Here is a 19,068-nt window from a genome sequence, read left to right on the forward strand (position 1 = left end):
GAACCCCGCCAAGGCATATCAAACGGTATGGGGAGGAGCCCAAAATGACCAAATTCACCAAGTTTCTCACGACAAGTGCGCTTGCGCTCTGCACCGCGACCGGCGCTTTCGCCGCCGAGACGCTGACCATTTCCACATGGCTGCCGCCAAGCCACCCGGTCAACACCGGCATGTTCACCCAGTTGACCGACATGATGGCCGAGGCCAGCGATGGGCTGATCGAGACCGAGCTGAAAAACGGCCTCGCCCCGCCGCCCGCGCAGATGGACCTGCTGCTGGACGGGGCCGCCGATATCGCCATTCTGTTCCACGGCTACACGCCCGGTCGTTTCGTCGGGACGAAACTGGTCGAAATCCCCGGCTACGAAGGCAATGCCGAGGCCGCATCGGTCGCCCATTGGCGTGTGCATGAGGCGATGCTGGCCGAGCTCGACGAGCACCGTGGCGTGAAGGTGATCGCGCTGACCACCCACGGCCCCGGGCAAATCCACTCCAACAAAGAGGTGAACACCCTCGACGATCTGCAAGGGCTGAAAACCCGCCTCGGCGGTGGTGTCTCGGCGGATGTGGGGGCGGAACTTGGCCTTGTCGGCATTCAGGTGCCCGCGCCCAAGGTTTACGAAACACTCGATTCCGGCGCCGCCGATGCGGTGGCGATGAACATGGGCGAGCGGATCAGCTTCAAGCTCAACGAAGTGGCCAAGAACGTCTATGAGATGCCCGGCGGGTTCTACCGCGGTTCCTTCTCGGTCATCATGAGCCAAGAGACCTTCGACAGCCTGCCCGAAGACGTGCAGCAAAAGCTCGATAGCGAAGTCTTTGGCGAGACGGCGAGCCGCATGATGGGTGCGGTTTGGGACCAGAGCGACGTCGACGCGCGTGAGGCGACCGAGGCCGCGGGCGATAACAAGATCGTCACCGCCTCGGAAGAGGATCAAGCCCGCTTTGCCGAGATGGCCGCCAAAGTGCGCGACAAGGTGATCGCAGAGCTCGACGAGGCCGGTGTCGATGGGCAAGCCGCCTATGAGATGATGCGTGAGGAAATGGCGAAGGCCAGCCAATAACCCCCACCGCCAAAGGGGCCGGGCGCAAACGCGGTCGGCCCCCAGCCAGGGAACCGCCATGCGCTCTTTAATCCGCCTAACCACCGCCCTCTCGGCCCTGCCGATGACGATGGCCTCTCTCGCGCTCTTCGCGCTGATGGTGCTGACCTTTGCCGATGTCATCATGCGGTCGGTCTTCAACGCGCCCATCGAAGCCGCGACGGAGCTGATCCGCATCGGCATCGCGCTGATCGTTTTCTCTGCTCTGCCGGTCCTCTCGGGCCGCGAGGGGCATATCGCCGCCGATCTTTTGGACCGCCCCTTTGAAAACTGGGGGCTGCAACGCTGGCGCGACGGGCTAGTGACACTGGGCTGCGGGGTGATGTTGTGGTTTCCGGCAGGGCGGGTCGTCGACCTCGCCTACCGCGCGCTGAGCTATGGCGACGTGACCGAATATCTTGAAATCCCGACCTTCTACATCGGCATGTTCATCGCGGTGATGACCTATCTCACCGCTGTCGTGCTGATCCTGCGCGGGCTTCTGCGCCTCTTTGCGCCGCAACTTCTGGACCCTGCCACATGATCGCCTCTGCCATCGGCTTTGCCGCCGTTTTCGTCCTCGTCTTGCTGCGCTTGCCGATTGCCTTTGCCATGGGCCTCGTCGGGATGATCGGGCTGGTCTATGAGACCAGCTACCGCGCATCGATCTCCATGGTGTCGCGGCTGATCATCGACACCAGCCAAGACTACGGGCTGTCGGTGATCCCGCTCTTCATCCTCATGGGGCTTTTCGTCAACAAAGGCGGGATCAGCCGCGAGCTTTACCAAGTCTCCAACGCCTTTTTGGGCCACTTCCGGGGCGGTCTGGCGATGGCCACCATCGTCGCTTGCGGAGGCTTCGCGGCGATCTGCGGCTCATCGCTTGCCACCGCCGCCACGATGTCCAAGGTCGCCATGCCGGAGATGCGCAAATACGGCTATTCCGACAGCCTCTCGACCGCCTCCATCGCCGCCGGGGGCACGCTCGGCATCCTGATCCCGCCGTCGGTCATCCTCGTGATCTACGGCTTGCTGACCGAGACCTCGATCGGCGCGCTGTTCATCGCGGGCATCGTACCGGGCGCGCTTGGCATCTTTCTCTACCTCTGCGCGGTGCGCTTTTCCGTCGCCATGAACCCCGAGGCCGGCCCCGCTGGCCCCCGTGCCACATGGGGGGAGCGGCTGCGTGCGCTCAATCACGTCTGGTCGGTGCTGGCGCTTTTTGCGCTGGTCATCGGCGGGCTCTATGGGGTCTTGGACTTCTGGCCGATCCACCTCGCCTTCTCCCCGACCGAGGCCGCGGGCATGGGGGCGGCGGGGGCCTTCCTCATCGCTTGGGCGCGCGGCGGGCTCAGCTGGCGCGGCCTGCGTGAAGTGCTGGAGGAGACGACGCTCACCTCGGCCTCGCTCTTCTCGGTGTTGATCGGGGCGTGGATCTTCTCCAACTTCGTGAACCTCGCGGGGCTGCCCGAAGGGCTGCTGGCCTCCGTGACCGCGCTTGACCTCGGGCCTTGGGTGGTGATGGGTCTAATCCTTCTGATCTACATCGCGCTCGGCTGCATTTTCGAGAGCATGTCGATGCTGCTGCTGACGGTGCCGATCTTCTTCCCGCTGGTCACGAGCCTTGGCTTCGATCCGGTGTGGTTCGGCATCATCGTCGTCGTCGTGACCGAGATCAGTCTGATCACCCCGCCCGTCGGCCTCAATGTCTTCGTCCTCAAAGGCGTGGTGGGCGATGTTTCCACCGGGACGATCTTTCGCGGCGTCACCCCGTTCTGGCTTGTCGATATCCTGCGGCTGATCCTGCTGCTCGTCTTCCCCGCGCTCGTGCTGTTCCTCCCGGGTCAGATGTAGCCCCCTGCCCTCTCAGCCTCATCGGGCCGCGCCTGTTTGCACTTCGGCAGGCGCGGCGCGATAGTGCGGCCAAATCACCAAGGATGAGGCCAGCATGAACATCGACCTACTCAAAGACCTTTGCGAAACCCCCGGCGTTCCGGGGCGCGAACACCGCGTGCGCGATCTGATCACCCGTGAGATCGAAGGGCTGTTTGACCATGTGGAGACCGACGCCATGGGCTCCCTCCTCTGCCGCCGGGATGCGACGGCGGGCGATGGCAAGGCGCCCAAGATCATGCTGCTCTGCCATATGGACGAGATCGGCTTTCTGGTCAGCCATGTGTCGAAAGACGGGTTCCTCTACCTCCAGCCCGTCGGCGGTTTCGATCCGCGCAACCTCTTCTCGCGCCGGGTGCTGGTCTGCACCGATCAGGGCGATCTGAAGGGCGTGATGAACCCCGGCGGCAAGCCCATTCACATTTCCTCCCCCGAAGACCGCAAGAAGATCCCCGAAGTCTCGGAATTCTTCGTCGACCTCGGGCTGGGCGAGAAGGCGAAGGAGATCGTCAAGGTCGGTGACTTCGTGGTTATGGACGAGCCATTCCTTGAGATGGGTGAGCAGTTCGTCTCCAAAGCGCTCGACAACCGCGTGGCCTGCTGGCTGGGGATCGAGGCGATCCGCAAGCTGGCCGAAAAGGGGCGTGGCGCGGAGATTCATGTGGCCTTCACCTGTCAGGAAGAAGTTGGCCTGCGGGGCGCGCGCACGGCGGCCTATAAGGTGCAGCCCGACATCGGCCTTGGCATCGACACGACGCTGGCCTGTGACACGCCCGGCGTGCCCGAGCACCTCTCGACCACGCGGCTCGGTAAAGGCTTTGGCCTGCACGTCCGCGACAGCAGCTTCATCGCCGATATGGACCTCGTGCGCGACATCGAAAAGCTGGCCGAAGCCCGCGACATCCCCTTCCAACGCACCATGCTTGCCGCAGGCGGGCAAGACGGTGCTGCGGCGCAGCAAGCCGCCGCTGGCGCGCGGGCCGTGGGGATCGTGGTCGGCACCCGCTACATCCACACGGTGACCGAGATGGTGTCGAAAGGCGACCTGCAAGCCGCACTCGACATCCTCGTGGCCTATCTTGAGGGCTTTGACGGCAAGGCAGCCTAAAGCCCCCTGCCCCCTTGAACGTCATGGGCGTTCAGGGGGGCCCGCATCCTCGGGGGCTTGCGGCAGCCAAACGGTAAAGGCCGCGCCCCCTTCCGCCCGATTGCGGACCGTGATGATCCCGCCGGCCCGCTGGATCAGCGTCTGAGAGATCGACAGGCCCAAGCCCGTTCCCTCCCCCGGTTTGGTGGTAAAGAAGGGATCGAAAAGCGAGCCGAGCAACGCCTCAGGCACCCCCGGCCCGCTGTCATGCACCGACAACGCCACACCGGCCACGCCATCGCGATCCTCAGGGCTAAGGTACAATACCAGCTGCCCTGCCCCTTGCATCGCTTGCACCGCATTGACCACAAGGTTCACCACGACCTGCTGAATCTCACCGGAGTCCGCGCGCACTGGCGGCACCTCAAACAGATCGCAATGCACCTCGATCCCGCCCCGGCTGATGAGGTGATCGACCAGCACGAGACAGTCCTGCACCAAGGGCCGCAGCGCAATATTATGTTCACAATCAGAAAACTCGGATGGCGCGGCGAACTTGAGCAATTTGCCGACGATGACCTCGATCCGTGACAGCTGCCGGTCGATCAAGCCGAGTTCCGTGGCCACCGGTTCTGCATCCGCGCCAAGCGTCTCCCGGATGACATCGACATTGCCCATGATGACCGCGACGGGGTTGTTGATTTCATGCGCCACCCCCGCGGTGATTTCACCGATGGAGGCGAGCTTCTCGCTCATCACCAATTGGCGGAAGGTCTGCTCCAGCTTCTCGTTCGCCTCCCGCAGTTCGGCAGTGCGTTGATCGACCCGCTGGTTCAACGCGTCATTCCAGCTGCGCAACTGCCGGTCGCGTTCCTGCACCTGCTCCAGCAACCAATCGAGGTGATGCGCGACTGCCCCTATCTCATCCCGTGCGGGGACCGCGCCGATCCGCGCCGAGAGTTCCCCCTTGCCGACCCGGTGCATGACTTTTGTCATCCGTTCGAGGGGCGAAAAAATACCGCGTGCCAGCCAAAGGAACACCGGCGCCGACAGCGCAAGCACGGCAAAGAAAGCAGCCAGCATCCACCAGAACGCCTCCCGCTTCGCCTGCGCAAAGGGTGCTTCGAGGAAGCCGACGTAAAGCATCCCCACCCGTTCGCCAAAACTATCCGTGATCGGCTGGTAGCCAGAGATGTACCAATCGTTCACCACGAAGGCCCGGTCGAGCCAAGTGCGCCCCTCAATCAACACGGCCTCCCGCACCTCTGCCGAGACCCGGGTGCCGAGGGCGCGCACATCTTCGAAAAGACGCACATTGGTCGAGATGCGCAGGTCATCTAGGAAAAGCGTCGCCGTGCCCTGCCTGTCCCCACCGGTCACCGCGTTGAGATAGACGAGGTCATTGATCGTATCGATAAAGTCGAGGTTGCGATTCAACAGCATCCCGCCCACCAAGACCCCTTGCCGTCCGTCCAAATCAACCGGGCTCGCAGCGTGAACCACCATGCCGCGGTCTTCGATCTTTCGGTCCGTGGGGACGGCGGCGGGCGTATCGATCACCGGCACCTGCGCGCGGAGCGCGAGGGCGTCGTTCAATCTTGTCAGCCGTGCGTTGCTAAATACGTCGATCTCCGCGCCGCTCTGGCCCCGCGCGGCGCGGGCGATCACCGGCCAATCCTCTCCGTCTTCGATGGCGGCCTCAATAGGGAGGAATTGCAGAAAATCCAATCCCAGCCGGTCCTGTATCTCGGCAAAGAAAGCCGCCTGTTCTGGCGCCGGGCTATCAACCTGCTGGGCGAATTCGACGGACCCGGCGACGGCGTCCAACTCATTCCCCGTCTGCGCCAACAACCGGGCTAGATACTGGTTGGCGATCCTTAATTCGCTTTCAACGTTCGCGATGAGGACTTCGTCATAATCCGCCGTCCAACGTGACATGCCCAGAACCAACAGAAGCGGCATCAGCACAATGAGCGGTGTGAGCGCGAGGATAAGCAGGCGGAGGCGGACAGAGGTCATGGGTTTTCCCGGAGAGCTTCACCTAAGTTAGCCGGTGAGCCGAGGAGGGTGAAGCATATGGAGGGATTTTGCCCGATAGAAGGCCCAGTTTCTCAAATTGCCAGGCGCAAGTTAATCTAAGTCACTGTAAAACCTATTGTTTTCAAATTGCCAGCTGACAATTTTGCCTATTTGCCAAGGCTGAGACCATCGGACCAAGGGAAAACGCACCATTTCGGGCCATCTGCGTCAAACGCCTTAGATAAGCTCCGGGGCTACGGATCGTCGCGGCTTTCTCAAGCAAGCACAGCACCGTGACCGCAGCGCTCTCCGCGCCCATGTCTCGTTTTGCCTCATTTAACACAGGCGGGTCAATCCCCAGCATCGGTGCAATCCGGTCTCCGATCCGCACAAGGTCTCCCCAGTTTCCCATCGCATCCGGGAAAAAGCTGCGAGCCTCTGTGCAGGCATCCACAACATCCGCGAATGATACGCCTTCTTCTTTCTCAGAATAATCAGGTTCGGCTTTGTCAGCCGTACGCGGGTTCTTATTGCCTTGGCCGCGCTCTTCAGAGTCAAAATAGGATTTATCTGAATCCTGTATGTGCCGCTCATTTTCACCGTCGTTGGCGCTCATTTGGTCCGTGAGCGGGGCAGGGGGGACGGGTGCTGTTTCGCCCACAGGTTCTTCTCCACAGGCATTTTCAAGTGCTACACGGAGCGCCTCCTCAAGTTCAGACAACGCCATTTCATCCGGTTTGCGCCGCAGAACCCGGCCCGTCTCATCAGCCAATCCCTCGCCGCAACCCTTCCTGATCAGCGCATGGCGGAGGACCAGCACGCGGTCCCTCAGCGCCTGCAAACGTTCCTGCTCTGCCTCGGCTGCTTGAGCTGCCGTCTCAATCATCGTTGCCTGAACCACAAGAGGGGCGAGATCAAACCCAAAGGCCAGCGCAATTGCACCCCCCTGGTTTCGTGCAAAACGCTTTCGGTTGGGGCTATCATGTCGCGCAATCAGGCCCACGCGGACCAACTGCGCCAGATGCCGCCTTAGAGTGCTCTCCGGCATACCGTGAAGCCGTTCAGAGAGCCGGGCGTTTGAGGCAAATACAATGCCCGCCGCACCATCCGGAATATGCCGGCTTGGTAGGAAACTCAGCAAAGCCTTCAATACGGTGAGAGTGCGGTGCGACAGATCGAAGGCCTCTGCCGCGGTTGTCAGCCGGTCGAGCAAAGCCCATTTGTCCGGCCCCTCGCATTCCACTTGGGTAGCCGATTTCGGCCGCCCGAACGCAGTTCGGAACGTGTTTTCCATCTAAAATCACGAAAGACAACAAAATACCGGCCCTATCCCATCGGGTAGAGTTGACATCGATAAATCTTTGGGGCTATCTCGAAGGTGCAAAGTTTGAGAAGGGCCTTCCGGGATTTATCCTGGGGGGCTTTTCTTTTGTGGTCTTGGATGTGCCTCCTGTTGCTACTTCCTCAATGTCTCACGCGCGGGTCTTCTGCCAGCGGTCGTGAATCTCCTGCAAAAGCTCTTCTGCATGTGCGTCGAGCCATTTATCAAAACCCTGCGCTGCGCGGGCGGGCACGGTGACCGTGACACCACGCTTGCCGCTGCGAATGTCCGCGAGCGCTTTGCCATCTCGGCTCCGCAGCGTGCGGGGTTTGGCCGATGGGGCAGGGGAGTCGGCAGACTTTTCAGGGGTCGTCAAAGCCTCGGCGAAAATCGCCTCAAACCGTTCATCCGAAGTGAACCTTTCCCAATCGGGCCGCGCCATTCGTTTTACTGCCCGTTCTTTCGCGCCCGGTTGTTCAAACAATTTGACCAGCGCCATCCAGCGATCACGCCCGATGGATGGCGCCGACCCGATCTGACGCAAAAAGGGCAGATCGAACGCATGGCCGACCTTGAGCATCCGGCTGACCATTGGCAGGTCGATCGAAAGCGCATCAGCGATTGTCTGCCGGTCATGGCCCCCCGCATCGAGTTGCGCCGCAAAACTGGCTTTTTCGATGAAAGAGAGATCCTGACGGGCCGTGTTCTCTTGGCCCTGCGCCATTACCAAAGCGTGGTCATCCAATTGACGCACCATCGCTTTAACCGGCATCCCAAGCGCTTTCAGAGCCTGAAGTCGCCGCCGCCCGTAGACAATTTCGAACCGGCCCGGGGTTTCCGGATGCGGCCGAACCAGAACCGGGACCTGCTGGCCATAGGTCTTCAGACTATCGTGAAGCTGTTTCTGAGCCTGCGTATCAGTCCCTAAGCGGTCTTCGACGCCGGCCATATCAATCAGACTGCCGTCCAATTCTTGAACTGCATTCTCTTGCATCCGGTTCAACGACGACTGAAGCGCCCCAACAGCCCCGCGGGGCATGACGCTAGGCTTGCTCCGGCTCTTATTCGGCTCTAACGCGGGCGTTTTCGGCGGCTCCGTCTTTAGAGGTTTCGTCGGAGCGGATGATAGAATACCTTTACGTGCCATTACCGCCCCCATGCTTTCTGGATCATGCTTTCGATCTCATCATTCACAAGATTAAGTGAATCCACCGCGCGGTCATAGGTCGTCCGATGAAACTGCGACCTGTCCACCTCATAAATGGTCTGATGGGTCAGCCCCGCGTCAGAAATCGCAGTGGATTTCAGCATCGAGGCCACCATGACTTCCTCGTCAAAGAGTTGCCGCAAGAAGGATAGAACCTGCTGTTGTGGCCCATCATTCGGCTCATAACGGTTGATAAGGAAGCGCAGGAAGTCGAACTCCATGCTCGCCCCTGCATTAGAGACGACATCAAGCAGATCGGCACTCATCTGTAGGAATTGCGACATGGATGCGACGTCGAGCATATTCGGAACCACTGTGATCAACACACCCGTCGAGGCGCAGAGCGCCGACATGGTCAGATAGCCCAATTGCGGTGGACAATCGAAGATCACCACGTCGTAATTCTGCTCTACATCCTGCAAGGAGGTCGCCAAACGCGCGAAAAACGGGGGCTGCGTGTTGTTGAGCAGTGCCTGAGGCGTTTCGTGCTCGAACTCCTGTAGCATCAATCCGCCGGGGGCAAGATCAATACCCGTAAAGAAGGTGTTTTGGATCACATCGGCCAAGGGGACGGGATCATCATAGCGGATCGCATCGTAAATGGTGCCAGAATTCAGGAAATCATACTCCGGCCGATAGCCAAACAGAGTTGTTAGAGACGCTTGAGGGTCGATATCGACACAGAGCACGCGGTAGCCTTTGAGGGCCAACCGCTGTGCCGCGTGGATCGCGCTCGTGGTTTTGCCGCTACCGCCCTTGAAGTTCAAAAAGGACAATACTTGAAGTTTGTCTCCCTCACGACGACCGCGTTGATAGGCGCCGCGGGATTTAGCGGTGGATTCCAATGTCCGCCGGATCGAGAGCAGATCGTCCGCACTGTAGTGCCGCCTCCCGCCGGGGCTGGTCTGGACATCGACGATCTTATTATCGAAGTGGAGTTTGCGAAGGAAGCTCGTGGAAATGCCAAGCAATTCAGCCGCTTCCCCTGCGGAGAACCGGCGCAACTCCTTGCGCGCGTCGGGCGCAAAGACCTTCAGCATGTGACTTTCCAACGCCTCGGAAAGCGTTTCCGCATTACGGCGGATCCGTGTATTGATGTGTACCGTGTCCGTCACATCTGCCCTCGCTCTCAGTAACGCTATTATTCGGTAGCGCTTTTGTTTCCGTTACTTAATGCGATTGGAGCGAAGCTTGCAATAGATTCTTGCGGAAGGAGAGGGCAAGGCGGCATTAATTATCTGGGCCAAACGCAAAGATAGAATGTCCCACTCGACAGAAATGACTGTAAATAAATAATAAAATTATTCTTGCGGCAACAGGCCCTCGCCAACCACGAGTTAACCCCACGCGCGCGTCCGCTCCCCCTTATTCGAGCCACATCCTTCCTTTCGCGGGAATCACAGGTGGGTCAACTTGACCTTCTGTTCTTCTGAGCGAGGTAAAATCAAAGTCAGCCTGTCTTCCTAGGTATTTTCACGCCGACAGGCTCTGGCGTCCGAATGATAGTCCTGACACTCTGCGCGGGCGATGGGGCCGCGGGCTCCTAATCGGGGGAGGCCTCCGCGAGATGGTCGATATTTGGAGCGGTATCACGCAGGCCTTTTGGCTTGTCTTTACCTTCGATGCCGAGTTGGTGGAGATCGCCGGCCGGTCCCTTCGTGTCACCCTCTCTGCTTTGGCTGTCGCCTGCCTGATCGCGCTACCCCTCGCGGCCTTAGTCGCCGTCAAACGGTTCCGCGCAAGGCGGTTGGTCATTGCCATATTGAACGCGCTCATGGGGCTGCCGCCGGTCGTAGTGGGGCTGATCGTCTATGTGGTTCTCTCCCGCTCCGGACCGCTTGGGGTGTTTGGGCTGCTCTTCACGCCCACGGCGATGATCATCGCCCAAGTGATCATTATCGTGCCGCTCATCGCTTCCATTGCGCATCAGTCGATCCGTGAGCTTTGGCAGGAATATCATGACCTTCTGATTTCGATGAATGTCACGCAGGGCCAGAAGATACGCACCCTGCTCTGGGACTCGCGCCGCGCGTTGCTGACTGCGGCACTTGCGGGGTTTGGCCGCGCGATTGGCGAGGTCGGAGCGATCATGATCGTCGGCGGCAACATCGACCATGCGACGCGCGTGTTGACCACGGCAATCGCGCTTGAAACCGGGAAGGGGGAGTTCGCCTTGGCGCTCGCCCTTGGGTTTGTGCTGATCGGGCTTGCGGTGGCGGTGAACCTCGCCATCCATTGGCTGGGCCGGACGGAGCGGGAGGGCCGGTGGTGACGCAGCTTTTCCCAATGCAGGCCAAAGCGATCGAAAGCCGCAGGCGGGGGCAGCGGCTGGTGGGGCCAATTGCTCTGACGCTGGACGGGCAGGGCGCTACGGTTGTGATGGGGCCGAACGGGGCGGGGAAGACCACGCTGTTGCAATTGCTGCACGGCACCGCAAGGCTCTCGGCGGGAGAGATCGAGTGGGCTTGCTCGACCGAGGAGGCGCGGCATCACCAAGCATTTGTCTTTCAGCGCCCGGTCATGCTGCGGCGGACGGTGTTTGAGAACCTCATCTACCCCTTGCGTCTGCGCGGCGTGTCAAAGGCCCACGCGCGAAAAGAAGCCGAGGAATGGGCCAACCGCGTCGGGTTAGAGCCGCTTTTGGGCCGCGCGGCCCCGGTGCTCTCGGGCGGTGAGCAGCAAAAGCTGGCCCTTGCCCGTGCACTGATCTGCAAACCCAAATTGCTGTTTCTGGATGAGCCCTGTGCCGCATTGGACGGGCGCGCGACGCGAGAGATCGAGGCGATTTTGCAATCGGCGAAATCGACCGGCACGCGGCTGATCCTATCGACACATGACCTTGGCCAAGCCCGCCGTTTGGCCGATGACGTTTTGTTTCTGCTGGGGGGCCGTCTGCATGAGGCCGGTCCCGCAAATGTGTTTTTCAACCAACCTGAGACCGCAGAGGCTCAGGCATTTCTAAGAGGAGATATCGTAGAATGAAACATTGGATGATCGGCGCAATTTCCGCGCTGGCGATGAGCAGTGCCGCGCAGGCCGCGGATGTGATGAAGATGGCGGTGACCACCTCGTTCAACAACTCGGGCCTTGCCGACGTGCTCCTTCCGGAGATCGCGGCGGACCTTGATCTGGACGTGCAACTGCTGGTCGTCGGCACCGGCCAAGCGATCAAACTGGGCGAGGCGGGCGACGTGGATGCGATCCTCGTTCATTCGCGCAAGGCGGAAGAAGCCTTTGTCGAAGGCGGCTTTGGCAGCCACCGGACCGAGATCATGTATAACGATTTCGTCTTCATCGGGCCGAAAGACGATCCGGCGGGCATCGAAGGGTCAGAGGCGGCCACGGCAGCATTGGGCGCAATCGCCGAGGCGGAATCTGCCTTCGTGAGCCGGGGGGACGACAGCGGCACCCATAAGAAGGAACTGTCCCTCTGGGTCGAAGCGGGCCTTGACCCGGCGGCATTCGGAGATTGGTACAATGCTGTCGGTGCGGGCATGGGCGCCGCGCTCAACACCGCGTCGGGGATGCCCGCCTATGTCATGTCGGACCGCGCGAGCTGGCTGAACTTCGGCAATAAGGGCGATCTGGCGCTGCTCTACGCGGGCGATCCGGTTCTGTTTAACCAATATGCCTATCTGCCGGTGAACCCTGAAATGCATGGCCATGTGAAAAACGAACTGGCCTTGAAGTTGGAGGATTGGCTGACATCAGACCGCGCGAAAACCTTGATCAATGACTACAAGATCAACGGTGAGACGCTCTTTGTCTTCAACGCGGCAGAGGCTGAATAGCCTTTGTTAGAGACGATCCGCGCCAGCCGGGGCGCGGGTGGTTCATTCGGGCAGGTCGCCGTGGATCGCGAATTGCTCGAGCCCTGCGTCCTGCGGCTGGATCATGCGAAAGCTTTCGCGCACGCCCGCCTCGGTCAACTCGCGCGCCACGGTGAGCAGGCAGTTGGGCGCGTGATCGGCGCAGAGGTCGACCATCTGCGCCAGTTCCTCTTTCGCCACGGGGCGCGCGGCATCGACAGAGGGCGCGCCGTAGTAGGTCACGAAATGCGGCGCCAGAAGGGCGGTGAGCGCCTCGACCTCGGCCTCTTCGATCTGGGTGACAGCGACGAAGGTGACGCGCCCAAAGGTCTCCAGCCCCAGCCAGCCGTTGGCGAAAGCTTGCCGTGCCTTGCCGGTAAGATCACCCTCGGTCCAGTCCGAGAACTCGAACCCGCCCGAGATGCACCATTCGCCGGTGCGGGCGGGGGAGGCGAAGACGTTGCGGTCGCTTTCGTCGAAATGGATCGCGCGGGCGAGTTTGAGGGTCATGGGGCGGGCTCCAATAGGGTGGTGACCGGGATGAGACGGGTGGTCTCTTTGTCCCGCAGTAACATGCCGAAATTCTCGTCGACACCGATGAATGTACCGCTTTGGCCCTGTACGGTCACCTGTGTGTCGAGGTCGAAGACCAACCCGCGCCATTCACTGTGCAGCGCTTTCGGGCCGAGGTCCTCCCAGCGGTTGATCCAATGCAAGCTGTGCCGCGCCCAGGATTCCACGAGGGCAGGGGGCTGGATCTCGGCGCAGCCTTCGGCATAGAGCGCGGTTTGATCGGGGGTGAGGCCGGTCCGGGTCATCTCGGGATCGTCTTCAGGGTAGAGCGGCAGGGTGAAGCCCACGACGAGCCAGTCGGGCACCGCCTGAGCGTCACTCGTGGATGCTACCATGCGAAAACGGCCACAGGAAGCGCCGTTGAGGCGAATGCCGCCGTCCCAGTCCAGCTGAACCGCCACCTCGGGCGGCGACAGCGCGCCGAGGGCGTTTTGAAATCCGACGCCGCAGAGCGGCAGCATCGTCACGGCGCGCGCCAGCGGCACCTCGGGGGCGAAGACCAGCGCGGCCTCGATCTCCGTCTCGCCCAACCGGTAGCAAATCAGCCCCGCGTCGCAGCCCTCGGCCGCGCGGGCGCAGGCGGCGCCAAGGGCGTCACCCGTCACCGCCTCGCCCGACATCAGCGGCGGGAAGGACAGTCCATCGCTCATGCCGCGCCGGCGTCCACAAGCTGCTTGGCGATGGTGTGGAATGCCGCGGCCTGCTTGCTGTCGGGCTGGCTCACGGTGATCGGCGCACCGCCGTCGGAGGCGAGGCGGATCTGCAGATCGAGCGGCACTTCGGCCAGAAGCGGCACGCCCCATTTCTCGGCCTCGGAGGCGACACCGCCGTGGCCGAAGACATGCTCTTCGTGGCCGCAGTTCGAGCAGACATGCGTCGACATGTTCTCGATCATGCCGAGGATCGGCACCTTGAGTTGGTTGAACATGTCGATGCCCTTACGGGCGTCGATCAGGGCCACATCCTGCGGGGTAGAGACGATCACCGCGCCGTCGACCTGCGCCTTTTGCGCCAGCGTCATCTGCACGTCGCCGGTGCCCGGCGGCAGGTCCACGATCAGCACGTCGAGCGCGCCCCATTGCACCTGCGTCATCATCTGCTGCAGCGCGCCCATCAGCATCGGCCCGCGCCAGACCACGGCCTGATCCTCGTTCGTCATGAGCCCGATCGACATCATGGTGACGCCGTGGTTGCGCATCGGCAGGATGGTCTTGCCATCGGGCGAGGCCGGACGGCCCGAGACGCCGAGCATCCGCGGTTGGCTGGGGCCGTAGACATCGGCATCCAGGAGCCCCACGCGTCGGCCTTGGGCCGCGAGCGCGCAGGCGAGGTTCGCGGAAACGGTGGATTTACCCACGCCGCCTTTGCCAGAAGCGACGGCGATGATGCGATCGACACCGGGGATTTTCTGCGGGCCCGTAGGCTCCGCCTTGCGCTGCGGCTTGAGATCGGGCGGCGGGGCCTTCTCACTATGGCCGGTCAACACGATGGAGACTTTCGAGACCCCCTCGACCTGCGCCAACGCCGCTTCGGCAAGGGCCTTGGCTTCCTCATAGGCCTTGGCCTGCGCGGGCGGGATTTCCATCACGAAACGCACCGCGCCCGCGGCGTCCACGTTGAGCGCGCGCATCACGCCGCTGGCCACGATGTCGGTGCCCGTGGCCGGATCGGTCACGGTCTTCAAGGCGGTCAGGACCGCGTCTCTGCTGGCAGTCACGTCGCTTATGCCTCGCCCTTGTCCGCGCCGGCGATGGTGCCGTCGATAGTATGTTCGAGACCGAGTTCCGGGATCGAGATCACGGCCTTGACCGGGAAATTCTTGCCGCTCGTGTCATGCTCGCGCATGGCCTTCTCGATGGCCTGTTGCGAGGTCACGCCGACCTGCTTGAGAAACTTGCGCATTGACATGTTGAAGTCTTCGCTCATGGATGGCTCCTGTGTTGGGGGCGGCCTAGTGGTCGCGCCGTTTGGAGAGGTAATCGTCGGTGGTGCGGGGGCGGGGCCGCTCGGCGCCCGTCATCGGATTGTTTGTGCTATGATACTGCGCGTTGATGCGGCAGTCATCGCACATCTGGATCATCCGCAGCTTGGCCTCGTCGGCAAACATTGAATGGCTGCGCAGCTTGTCGGTGATCCGCTCGACGGTGGATTTCACGCCGAAGAGGCTGCCGCATTCCACGCAGGCGAAGGGTTCCTCCTCGTTCAGCACACGCTGGCTCAACGCCGCCTCGGTCAGGTCGAGCCGCGGCGCGAGCGCGATAGCATCCTCGGGGCAAACATTGGCGCAAAGGCCGCATTGCAGGCAAGCGTCCTCCTGAAAGCGCAGCTGCGGCAGGTCCGGGTTGTCGCCCAAGGCCCCCGAGGGGCAGAGCGAGACGCAGGAGAGGCAGAGCGTGCAGGCGTCTTTGTCCACGAGCACGGCGCCGTAAGGAGCACCGGCGGGCAGGTCCAGCACCTCCGCCTCGGGGTTCAGCGCACGCGCGGATTGGCGGGCGATCTGGCGGCGGCTGCCCATGGGGCGCACCGGCTGGCCGACGGGGGCAGGGGCCGCGCCGTCGTAGAGGATGTCGGTCAGCGCCTCGGGGTCGGGCGTGTCGATCAGGGACATGCGCGCCTCGCCCGCGATGGCGCGGGCCAGCGCGGTCTGGGTCTCGATGGCGTCACGGTCGGCCTTGGGGCCGAGCAGCAGCGAGACATGGGCGAAACCGGCGGCAAGGGCGGCGAGCGCCTCAGCATGGCCGAAGGCGGCGAGCGCGTCGAGTTCCATCGGGATGACGTCGGCGGGCAGTCCGCGGCCATGGCGCGCGGCGAGGCGGATCATCTCGGCCCCGTGGGCGTCGTGGACCAGCAGGCGCGGCGCGTCACCACCCGCTTTGAGGTAGGCCTGCGCGAGGGTCTGCACCCGGCGCATGGTGAAATCGACGGGCGGTGCGTCATAGCTGATCGCGCCCGAGGGGCAGGCCGAGGAACAGGCGCCGCAGCCCGCGCAGATCATCGGATCAACGGTGACGTGATCGCCGTCGGGCGTGATCGCGCCGGTGGGGCAGAGGTCGAGGCAGGCAGTGCAGCCGGTCTGCCCGGCGCGGGAATGGGCGCAGAGCAGCGGCTCGGTGCGCACGTAGAGCGGTTGTTCGAAGGTGCCGGTGAGATGCGAGGCGGCCAGCACGGCGGCGGCCACGCCCGCCGGATGGCCCGGATCGGCGCGCAGGTAGCCTTCGCGTTTCTCATGCGCGGGGAAAAGCGGAGTTTCGCCGCGCAGGTCGAGGATGATGTCGCACTGGCTGCGCGCGCCGTCGCGCGGTTCGGTCCAGGTCAGCGGGCCACGGCCCCGCGGATCGACCTGCCGCAGCGCGTCGATCACCACCTCGAACTGGCCAAGCGCGCCCTTGGCGCGGCGCAGCTTGCCGGAGATTAGGTCAAAATCGCGAACCTCTGGCAGGTTGTCCTCGGCCTCGGTCACCGCGTCGTCCATCAACAGCGTGACGCTGAGGTGGTCCTTCAGTTGCGCTGCCGCTTCCAGAGCCGCGGGGCCACGCCCGACGATCAGGCAAAGACCTTCCGAGGCGACGTCGATGGTTTTCTCAGCCGGAACGTCCAACAGCGCTTCCGTCGCGAGGGCGGACATTTTGGGTAGTTTGTCCCGGGGGTCATCGGACCATCCGGCCCGGTCGCGCAGGTCCAAGAGGGGGGCAGGGGGCAGGCCCAATTCCTCGGCCAATTCGGTAAAGACCCGCTCTTCTTGGGTGCAGCATAAAATCGCATCGCCCGCGGTGAGCGCCTTGGCCGCGCGGTCGATCTGGGTGGTGCAGAGGGCCGAACAGGGGGGGGTGATCGCCAAACCTGTACGTTCGGCCAATGCATCGGAATCGATACGCTGCGACCCTGCGCAATCGCATGTTATCAATGTCTTGGCCATGAATTTTCCCTTATCTCGCCCGTCAATCCGCGGCCTCTCCGGCGGCGGCTGAGGCCCCAAGCTAGACGGGATTTGCCACCCCCTACAACCGAAATTCGCGCCGCGACAGGGGCGATCGGCGGGGCGGCGCGGCTCCTTACGGCTCGGGTGATTCGATATCGGCAATTCGACTGTTTTCCGATCAAAATACTCAAGTTAGACAAATAGGCCGGGGCGCCATTGACGGGCAGAACCGGCGGGCCATCTTGTCTCGAAAGCCGGGTTTTTCGGGCCTCGGCGCGGATTAGCGCTTCCCCCGGACCGGGCTTTCCGGCGAAGGTCTTCGAAACGGAGGAGCGACTTGATTCACAACCCGACAATGTATCGGACGATGCCCTTGGGCATTGTGCTGCGGCGCGCGCCGGGTGTGACCCGTTGGGCCAAGTGGAGCTGGAAAGCGACCGCCGTGCTGCCCGGTGCTGAAAAAGCGGATTGGCGTGAGCTGCGCCGCGAGGGTGAGACTGTCGAATACCACGCCGCGACCCTCAAGCTGGAGCTCCACGGCGCCGAGACTGAGGCCTATGTGCACGGGCTGGGCGCGGATGTGCCATGTGTCTATGTCGTGATGCGCCCCATTCCCGGCGCGACGGACCGACCCTTCAAACTCGCCCTCGTCACGGCCTCGCCCTATGAGGCGCAGGACTATTGCGACAGCGCCGAAGAGGTCGTGGAAAAGGTCGCGATGACGCCGGGGTTGATCGCATGGGTGCAGGAATTCGTCGAAGAGTTCCATCAAGAGGAAGCCTTCGTCAAACGCCGCCGGGATCGTCTGCGCACCGATCGCAAGCAAGACGGTATCGGCGACCCGCGCATCGAAAAGCCCGCTGACATCTACGCCTCGCCCGCGTTGAAACGAAAGCGTCTGGCATGAGCGGTTTCTGGCAAAAGCGCCGCGCCGCCGTCGCCGCCGAGGCGGAGACAGAAGCGCGCCTCCATGAAGCCCGCGCAGCCGCCGCCGAAGAGGCCGCGCTGGCTGAGCGCAGCGATGATGATCTGCTGGCCGAGTTCGACCTGCCCGCGCCCGAGGATCTGGTGAGCGGCGAACAGCTGCGCGCCTTTCTCAAGGCGCAACTGCCGCAACGGCTCAAGACCCGTGCGCTGCGCAGCTTTTGGAAAACCAACCCGGTGCTGGCCTGCCTTGACGGGTTGAACGACTATGACGACGATTACACAGCGGCAGCCACCGCTGGAAAGCCGGTCAACACGATCTACAAAGTTGGCCGGGGCATGGTCGCGAAGGTCGAAGAGGTGCTGACCGCCGAGGGCGACGCGCCGGAAGAGGCGGTTGCGGCAGAAGCGCCCGCGCTGGCACCGACCCATGATGTCGTCGTGCCGGGCCCGCGGCGGACCGAAACGGCTCTGGCTCAAGACGCACCTTACGAGGCGCAGACGGTGACCCCCGAAGAAGACGCCGAGGCGCAACCTGCGCCGACCCACCGCCGCATGCGGTTTCACTTCGCCAGCGATCTGGCACAGGACATGGAAGGTAGCAGCGCATGACCCAATTGGCCGCGACGCCCCTGCCCGAAGAAGACCGCCTACGCGCGGACCTCTACAACTTCATGGGGCTCATCCTTTCCGGCCCGCCGGATCAGATCCTGCTGGATCAATGTGCCGCTCTGTCGGGCGACGACAGCGAATTGGGGCAGGGGTTCAAAGCGCTCTCCAAACTGGCGGGCAAGACCAAACCCTTGGGCGCGGAGAGCGAGTTTAACCGGCTCTTTATCGGTTTGGGGCGGGGCGAACTGTTGCCCTATGCCAGCTTCTACCTCACCGGCTTTCTTAACGAAAAGCCGCTGGCGGCACTGCGCCAGGACATGGTCGCGCGCGGGTTGGAGCGTGCAGCGAATGTGTTCGAGCCCGAAGACAACATCGCCTCATTGATGGAGATGATGGGCGCGATGATCGCAGGCCGTTTCTCGGCCCCCGCCACGGTGGCGCAGCAAAAGACATTCTTTAACCGGCATATCGCGCCTTGGGCCGGGCATTTCTTTGCCGACCTCGAAGGCGCGAAAAACTCGGTTTTTTACGCCCCGGTGGGCAAGATCGGCCGCGCCTTCATGCAGATCGAGGCCGAAGCCTTCCGGCTGAGCAACGACGACTAGACCAAGCAGGATGAGAC

Annotated in this window: 19 protein-coding genes; 10 read left to right on the forward strand and 9 right to left on the reverse strand. The window is 62.4% G+C overall.

Annotation, left to right across the window (positions count from 1 at the left end):
* The first annotated feature begins 44 nt into the window (after positions 1 to 44).
* From ACGYKA_RS13685 to ACGYKA_RS13700, 4 genes are all read left to right on the forward strand, one after another.
* Positions 45 to 1,064, forward strand: a complete 1,020-nt coding sequence (locus ACGYKA_RS13685) for a TRAP transporter substrate-binding protein (protein ID WP_394413028.1) — start codon at positions 45 to 47, stop codon at positions 1,062 to 1,064.
* 58 nt (positions 1,065 to 1,122) lie between these two features.
* On the forward strand, positions 1,123 to 1,626 hold the full coding sequence (locus ACGYKA_RS13690) for a TRAP transporter small permease (RefSeq protein ID WP_067266537.1): 504 nt from the start codon (positions 1,123 to 1,125) through the stop codon (positions 1,624 to 1,626).
* Entirely contained in the window at positions 1,623 to 2,936 is a 1,314-nt protein-coding gene (locus tag ACGYKA_RS13695; RefSeq protein ID WP_271690274.1) for a TRAP transporter large permease, read from the forward strand. The genes ACGYKA_RS13690 and ACGYKA_RS13695 overlap by 4 nt, the downstream gene beginning before the upstream one ends.
* Before the next feature lie 94 nt (positions 2,937 to 3,030).
* Positions 3,031 to 4,083, forward strand: coding sequence for a M42 family metallopeptidase (locus ACGYKA_RS13700; RefSeq protein ID WP_394413030.1), 1,053 nt, complete (start codon positions 3,031 to 3,033; stop codon positions 4,081 to 4,083).
* Positions 4,084 to 4,104: 21 nt separating this feature from the next.
* Here ACGYKA_RS13700 and ACGYKA_RS13705 read toward each other — a convergent pair whose 3' ends face one another.
* From ACGYKA_RS13705 to repA, 4 genes are all read right to left on the reverse strand, one after another.
* Positions 4,105 to 6,081, reverse strand: coding sequence for a cache domain-containing protein (locus ACGYKA_RS13705; protein WP_394413033.1), 1,977 nt, complete (start codon positions 6,079 to 6,081; stop codon positions 4,105 to 4,107).
* Between the two features lie 142 nt (positions 6,082 to 6,223).
* The gene (gene repC, locus ACGYKA_RS13710) at positions 6,224 to 7,375 is read right to left on the reverse strand and encodes a plasmid replication protein RepC (RefSeq protein ID WP_394413036.1); all 1,152 of its coding nucleotides are present in this window, start codon (positions 7,373 to 7,375) and stop codon (positions 6,224 to 6,226) included.
* Positions 7,376 to 7,553: 178 nt separating this feature from the next.
* A complete protein-coding gene (gene repB, locus ACGYKA_RS13715) occupies positions 7,554 to 8,549 on the reverse strand; it encodes a plasmid partitioning protein RepB (RefSeq protein WP_394413221.1) in 996 nt (331 codons plus the stop codon).
* A complete protein-coding gene (repA, locus tag ACGYKA_RS13720) occupies positions 8,549 to 9,724 on the reverse strand; it encodes a plasmid partitioning protein RepA (protein WP_394413039.1) in 1,176 nt (391 codons plus the stop codon). Before repA ends, repB begins: the two co-directional genes overlap by 1 nt.
* A 452-nt stretch (positions 9,725 to 10,176) precedes the next feature.
* On the opposite strand from repA, the gene ACGYKA_RS13725 reads away from it, so the two are divergent.
* From ACGYKA_RS13725 to ACGYKA_RS13735, 3 genes are read left to right on the forward strand one after another with little or no spacing between them, the layout of a single operon-like run.
* Positions 10,177 to 10,881 carry an ABC transporter permease gene (locus ACGYKA_RS13725; protein WP_271690280.1) on the forward strand — a complete coding sequence of 235 codons (705 nt, stop codon included), beginning with the start codon at positions 10,177 to 10,179 and terminating at the stop codon, positions 10,879 to 10,881.
* A complete protein-coding gene (locus ACGYKA_RS13730; RefSeq protein WP_394413042.1) occupies positions 10,878 to 11,591 on the forward strand; it encodes an ATP-binding cassette domain-containing protein in 714 nt (237 codons plus the stop codon). Before ACGYKA_RS13725 ends, ACGYKA_RS13730 begins: the two co-directional genes overlap by 4 nt.
* Positions 11,588 to 12,400 carry a substrate-binding domain-containing protein gene (locus tag ACGYKA_RS13735; protein ID WP_394413045.1) on the forward strand — a complete coding sequence of 271 codons (813 nt, stop codon included), beginning with the start codon at positions 11,588 to 11,590 and terminating at the stop codon, positions 12,398 to 12,400. Before ACGYKA_RS13730 ends, ACGYKA_RS13735 begins: the two co-directional genes overlap by 4 nt.
* Positions 12,401 to 12,442: 42 nt before the next feature.
* Here ACGYKA_RS13735 and ACGYKA_RS13740 read toward each other — a convergent pair whose 3' ends face one another.
* The 5 genes from ACGYKA_RS13740 to ACGYKA_RS13760 are packed head-to-tail and all read right to left on the reverse strand — an operon-like array spanning position 12,443 to position 16,907.
* Positions 12,443 to 12,928 carry a DUF6505 family protein gene (locus ACGYKA_RS13740; protein ID WP_394413048.1) on the reverse strand — a complete coding sequence of 162 codons (486 nt, stop codon included), beginning with the start codon at positions 12,926 to 12,928 and terminating at the stop codon, positions 12,443 to 12,445.
* Positions 12,925 to 13,641: a DUF4444 domain-containing protein gene (locus ACGYKA_RS13745; protein ID WP_394413051.1), complete on the reverse strand. Its 717-nt coding sequence runs from the start codon at positions 13,639 to 13,641 to the stop codon at positions 12,925 to 12,927. Before ACGYKA_RS13745 ends, ACGYKA_RS13740 begins: the two co-directional genes overlap by 4 nt.
* On the reverse strand, positions 13,638 to 14,708 hold the full coding sequence (locus ACGYKA_RS13750; RefSeq protein WP_394413054.1) for a P-loop NTPase: 1,071 nt from the start codon (positions 14,706 to 14,708) through the stop codon (positions 13,638 to 13,640). Before ACGYKA_RS13750 ends, ACGYKA_RS13745 begins: the two co-directional genes overlap by 4 nt.
* A 5-nt stretch (positions 14,709 to 14,713) precedes the next feature.
* Positions 14,714 to 14,917 carry a DUF6494 family protein gene (locus tag ACGYKA_RS13755; RefSeq protein WP_394413057.1) on the reverse strand — a complete coding sequence of 68 codons (204 nt, stop codon included), beginning with the start codon at positions 14,915 to 14,917 and terminating at the stop codon, positions 14,714 to 14,716.
* A gap of 25 nt (positions 14,918 to 14,942) precedes the next feature.
* On the reverse strand, positions 14,943 to 16,907 hold the full coding sequence (locus ACGYKA_RS13760) for a 4Fe-4S binding protein (RefSeq protein WP_394413059.1): 1,965 nt from the start codon (positions 16,905 to 16,907) through the stop codon (positions 14,943 to 14,945).
* 370 nt (positions 16,908 to 17,277) lie between these two features.
* Between ACGYKA_RS13760 and ACGYKA_RS13765 the strand changes: the two genes are divergently transcribed.
* The 3 genes from ACGYKA_RS13765 to ACGYKA_RS13775 are packed head-to-tail and all read left to right on the forward strand — an operon-like array spanning position 17,278 to position 19,051.
* The gene (locus ACGYKA_RS13765; RefSeq protein ID WP_067266595.1) at positions 17,278 to 17,817 is read left to right on the forward strand and encodes a DUF3305 domain-containing protein; all 540 of its coding nucleotides are present in this window, start codon (positions 17,278 to 17,280) and stop codon (positions 17,815 to 17,817) included.
* Entirely contained in the window at positions 17,814 to 18,446 is a 633-nt protein-coding gene (locus tag ACGYKA_RS13770; RefSeq protein ID WP_394413061.1) for a DUF3306 domain-containing protein, read from the forward strand. The genes ACGYKA_RS13765 and ACGYKA_RS13770 overlap by 4 nt, the downstream gene beginning before the upstream one ends.
* Positions 18,443 to 19,051: a molecular chaperone gene (locus ACGYKA_RS13775; protein ID WP_394413063.1), complete on the forward strand. Its 609-nt coding sequence runs from the start codon at positions 18,443 to 18,445 to the stop codon at positions 19,049 to 19,051. Before ACGYKA_RS13770 ends, ACGYKA_RS13775 begins: the two co-directional genes overlap by 4 nt.
* The last annotated feature ends 17 nt before the right edge of the window (positions 19,052 to 19,068 follow it).

It is taken from the genome of Sulfitobacter sp. 1A15106 (assembly GCF_043556995.1).
In the GTDB taxonomy this organism is placed as follows: Bacteria; Pseudomonadota; Alphaproteobacteria; order Rhodobacterales; family Rhodobacteraceae; genus Sulfitobacter; species Sulfitobacter faviae.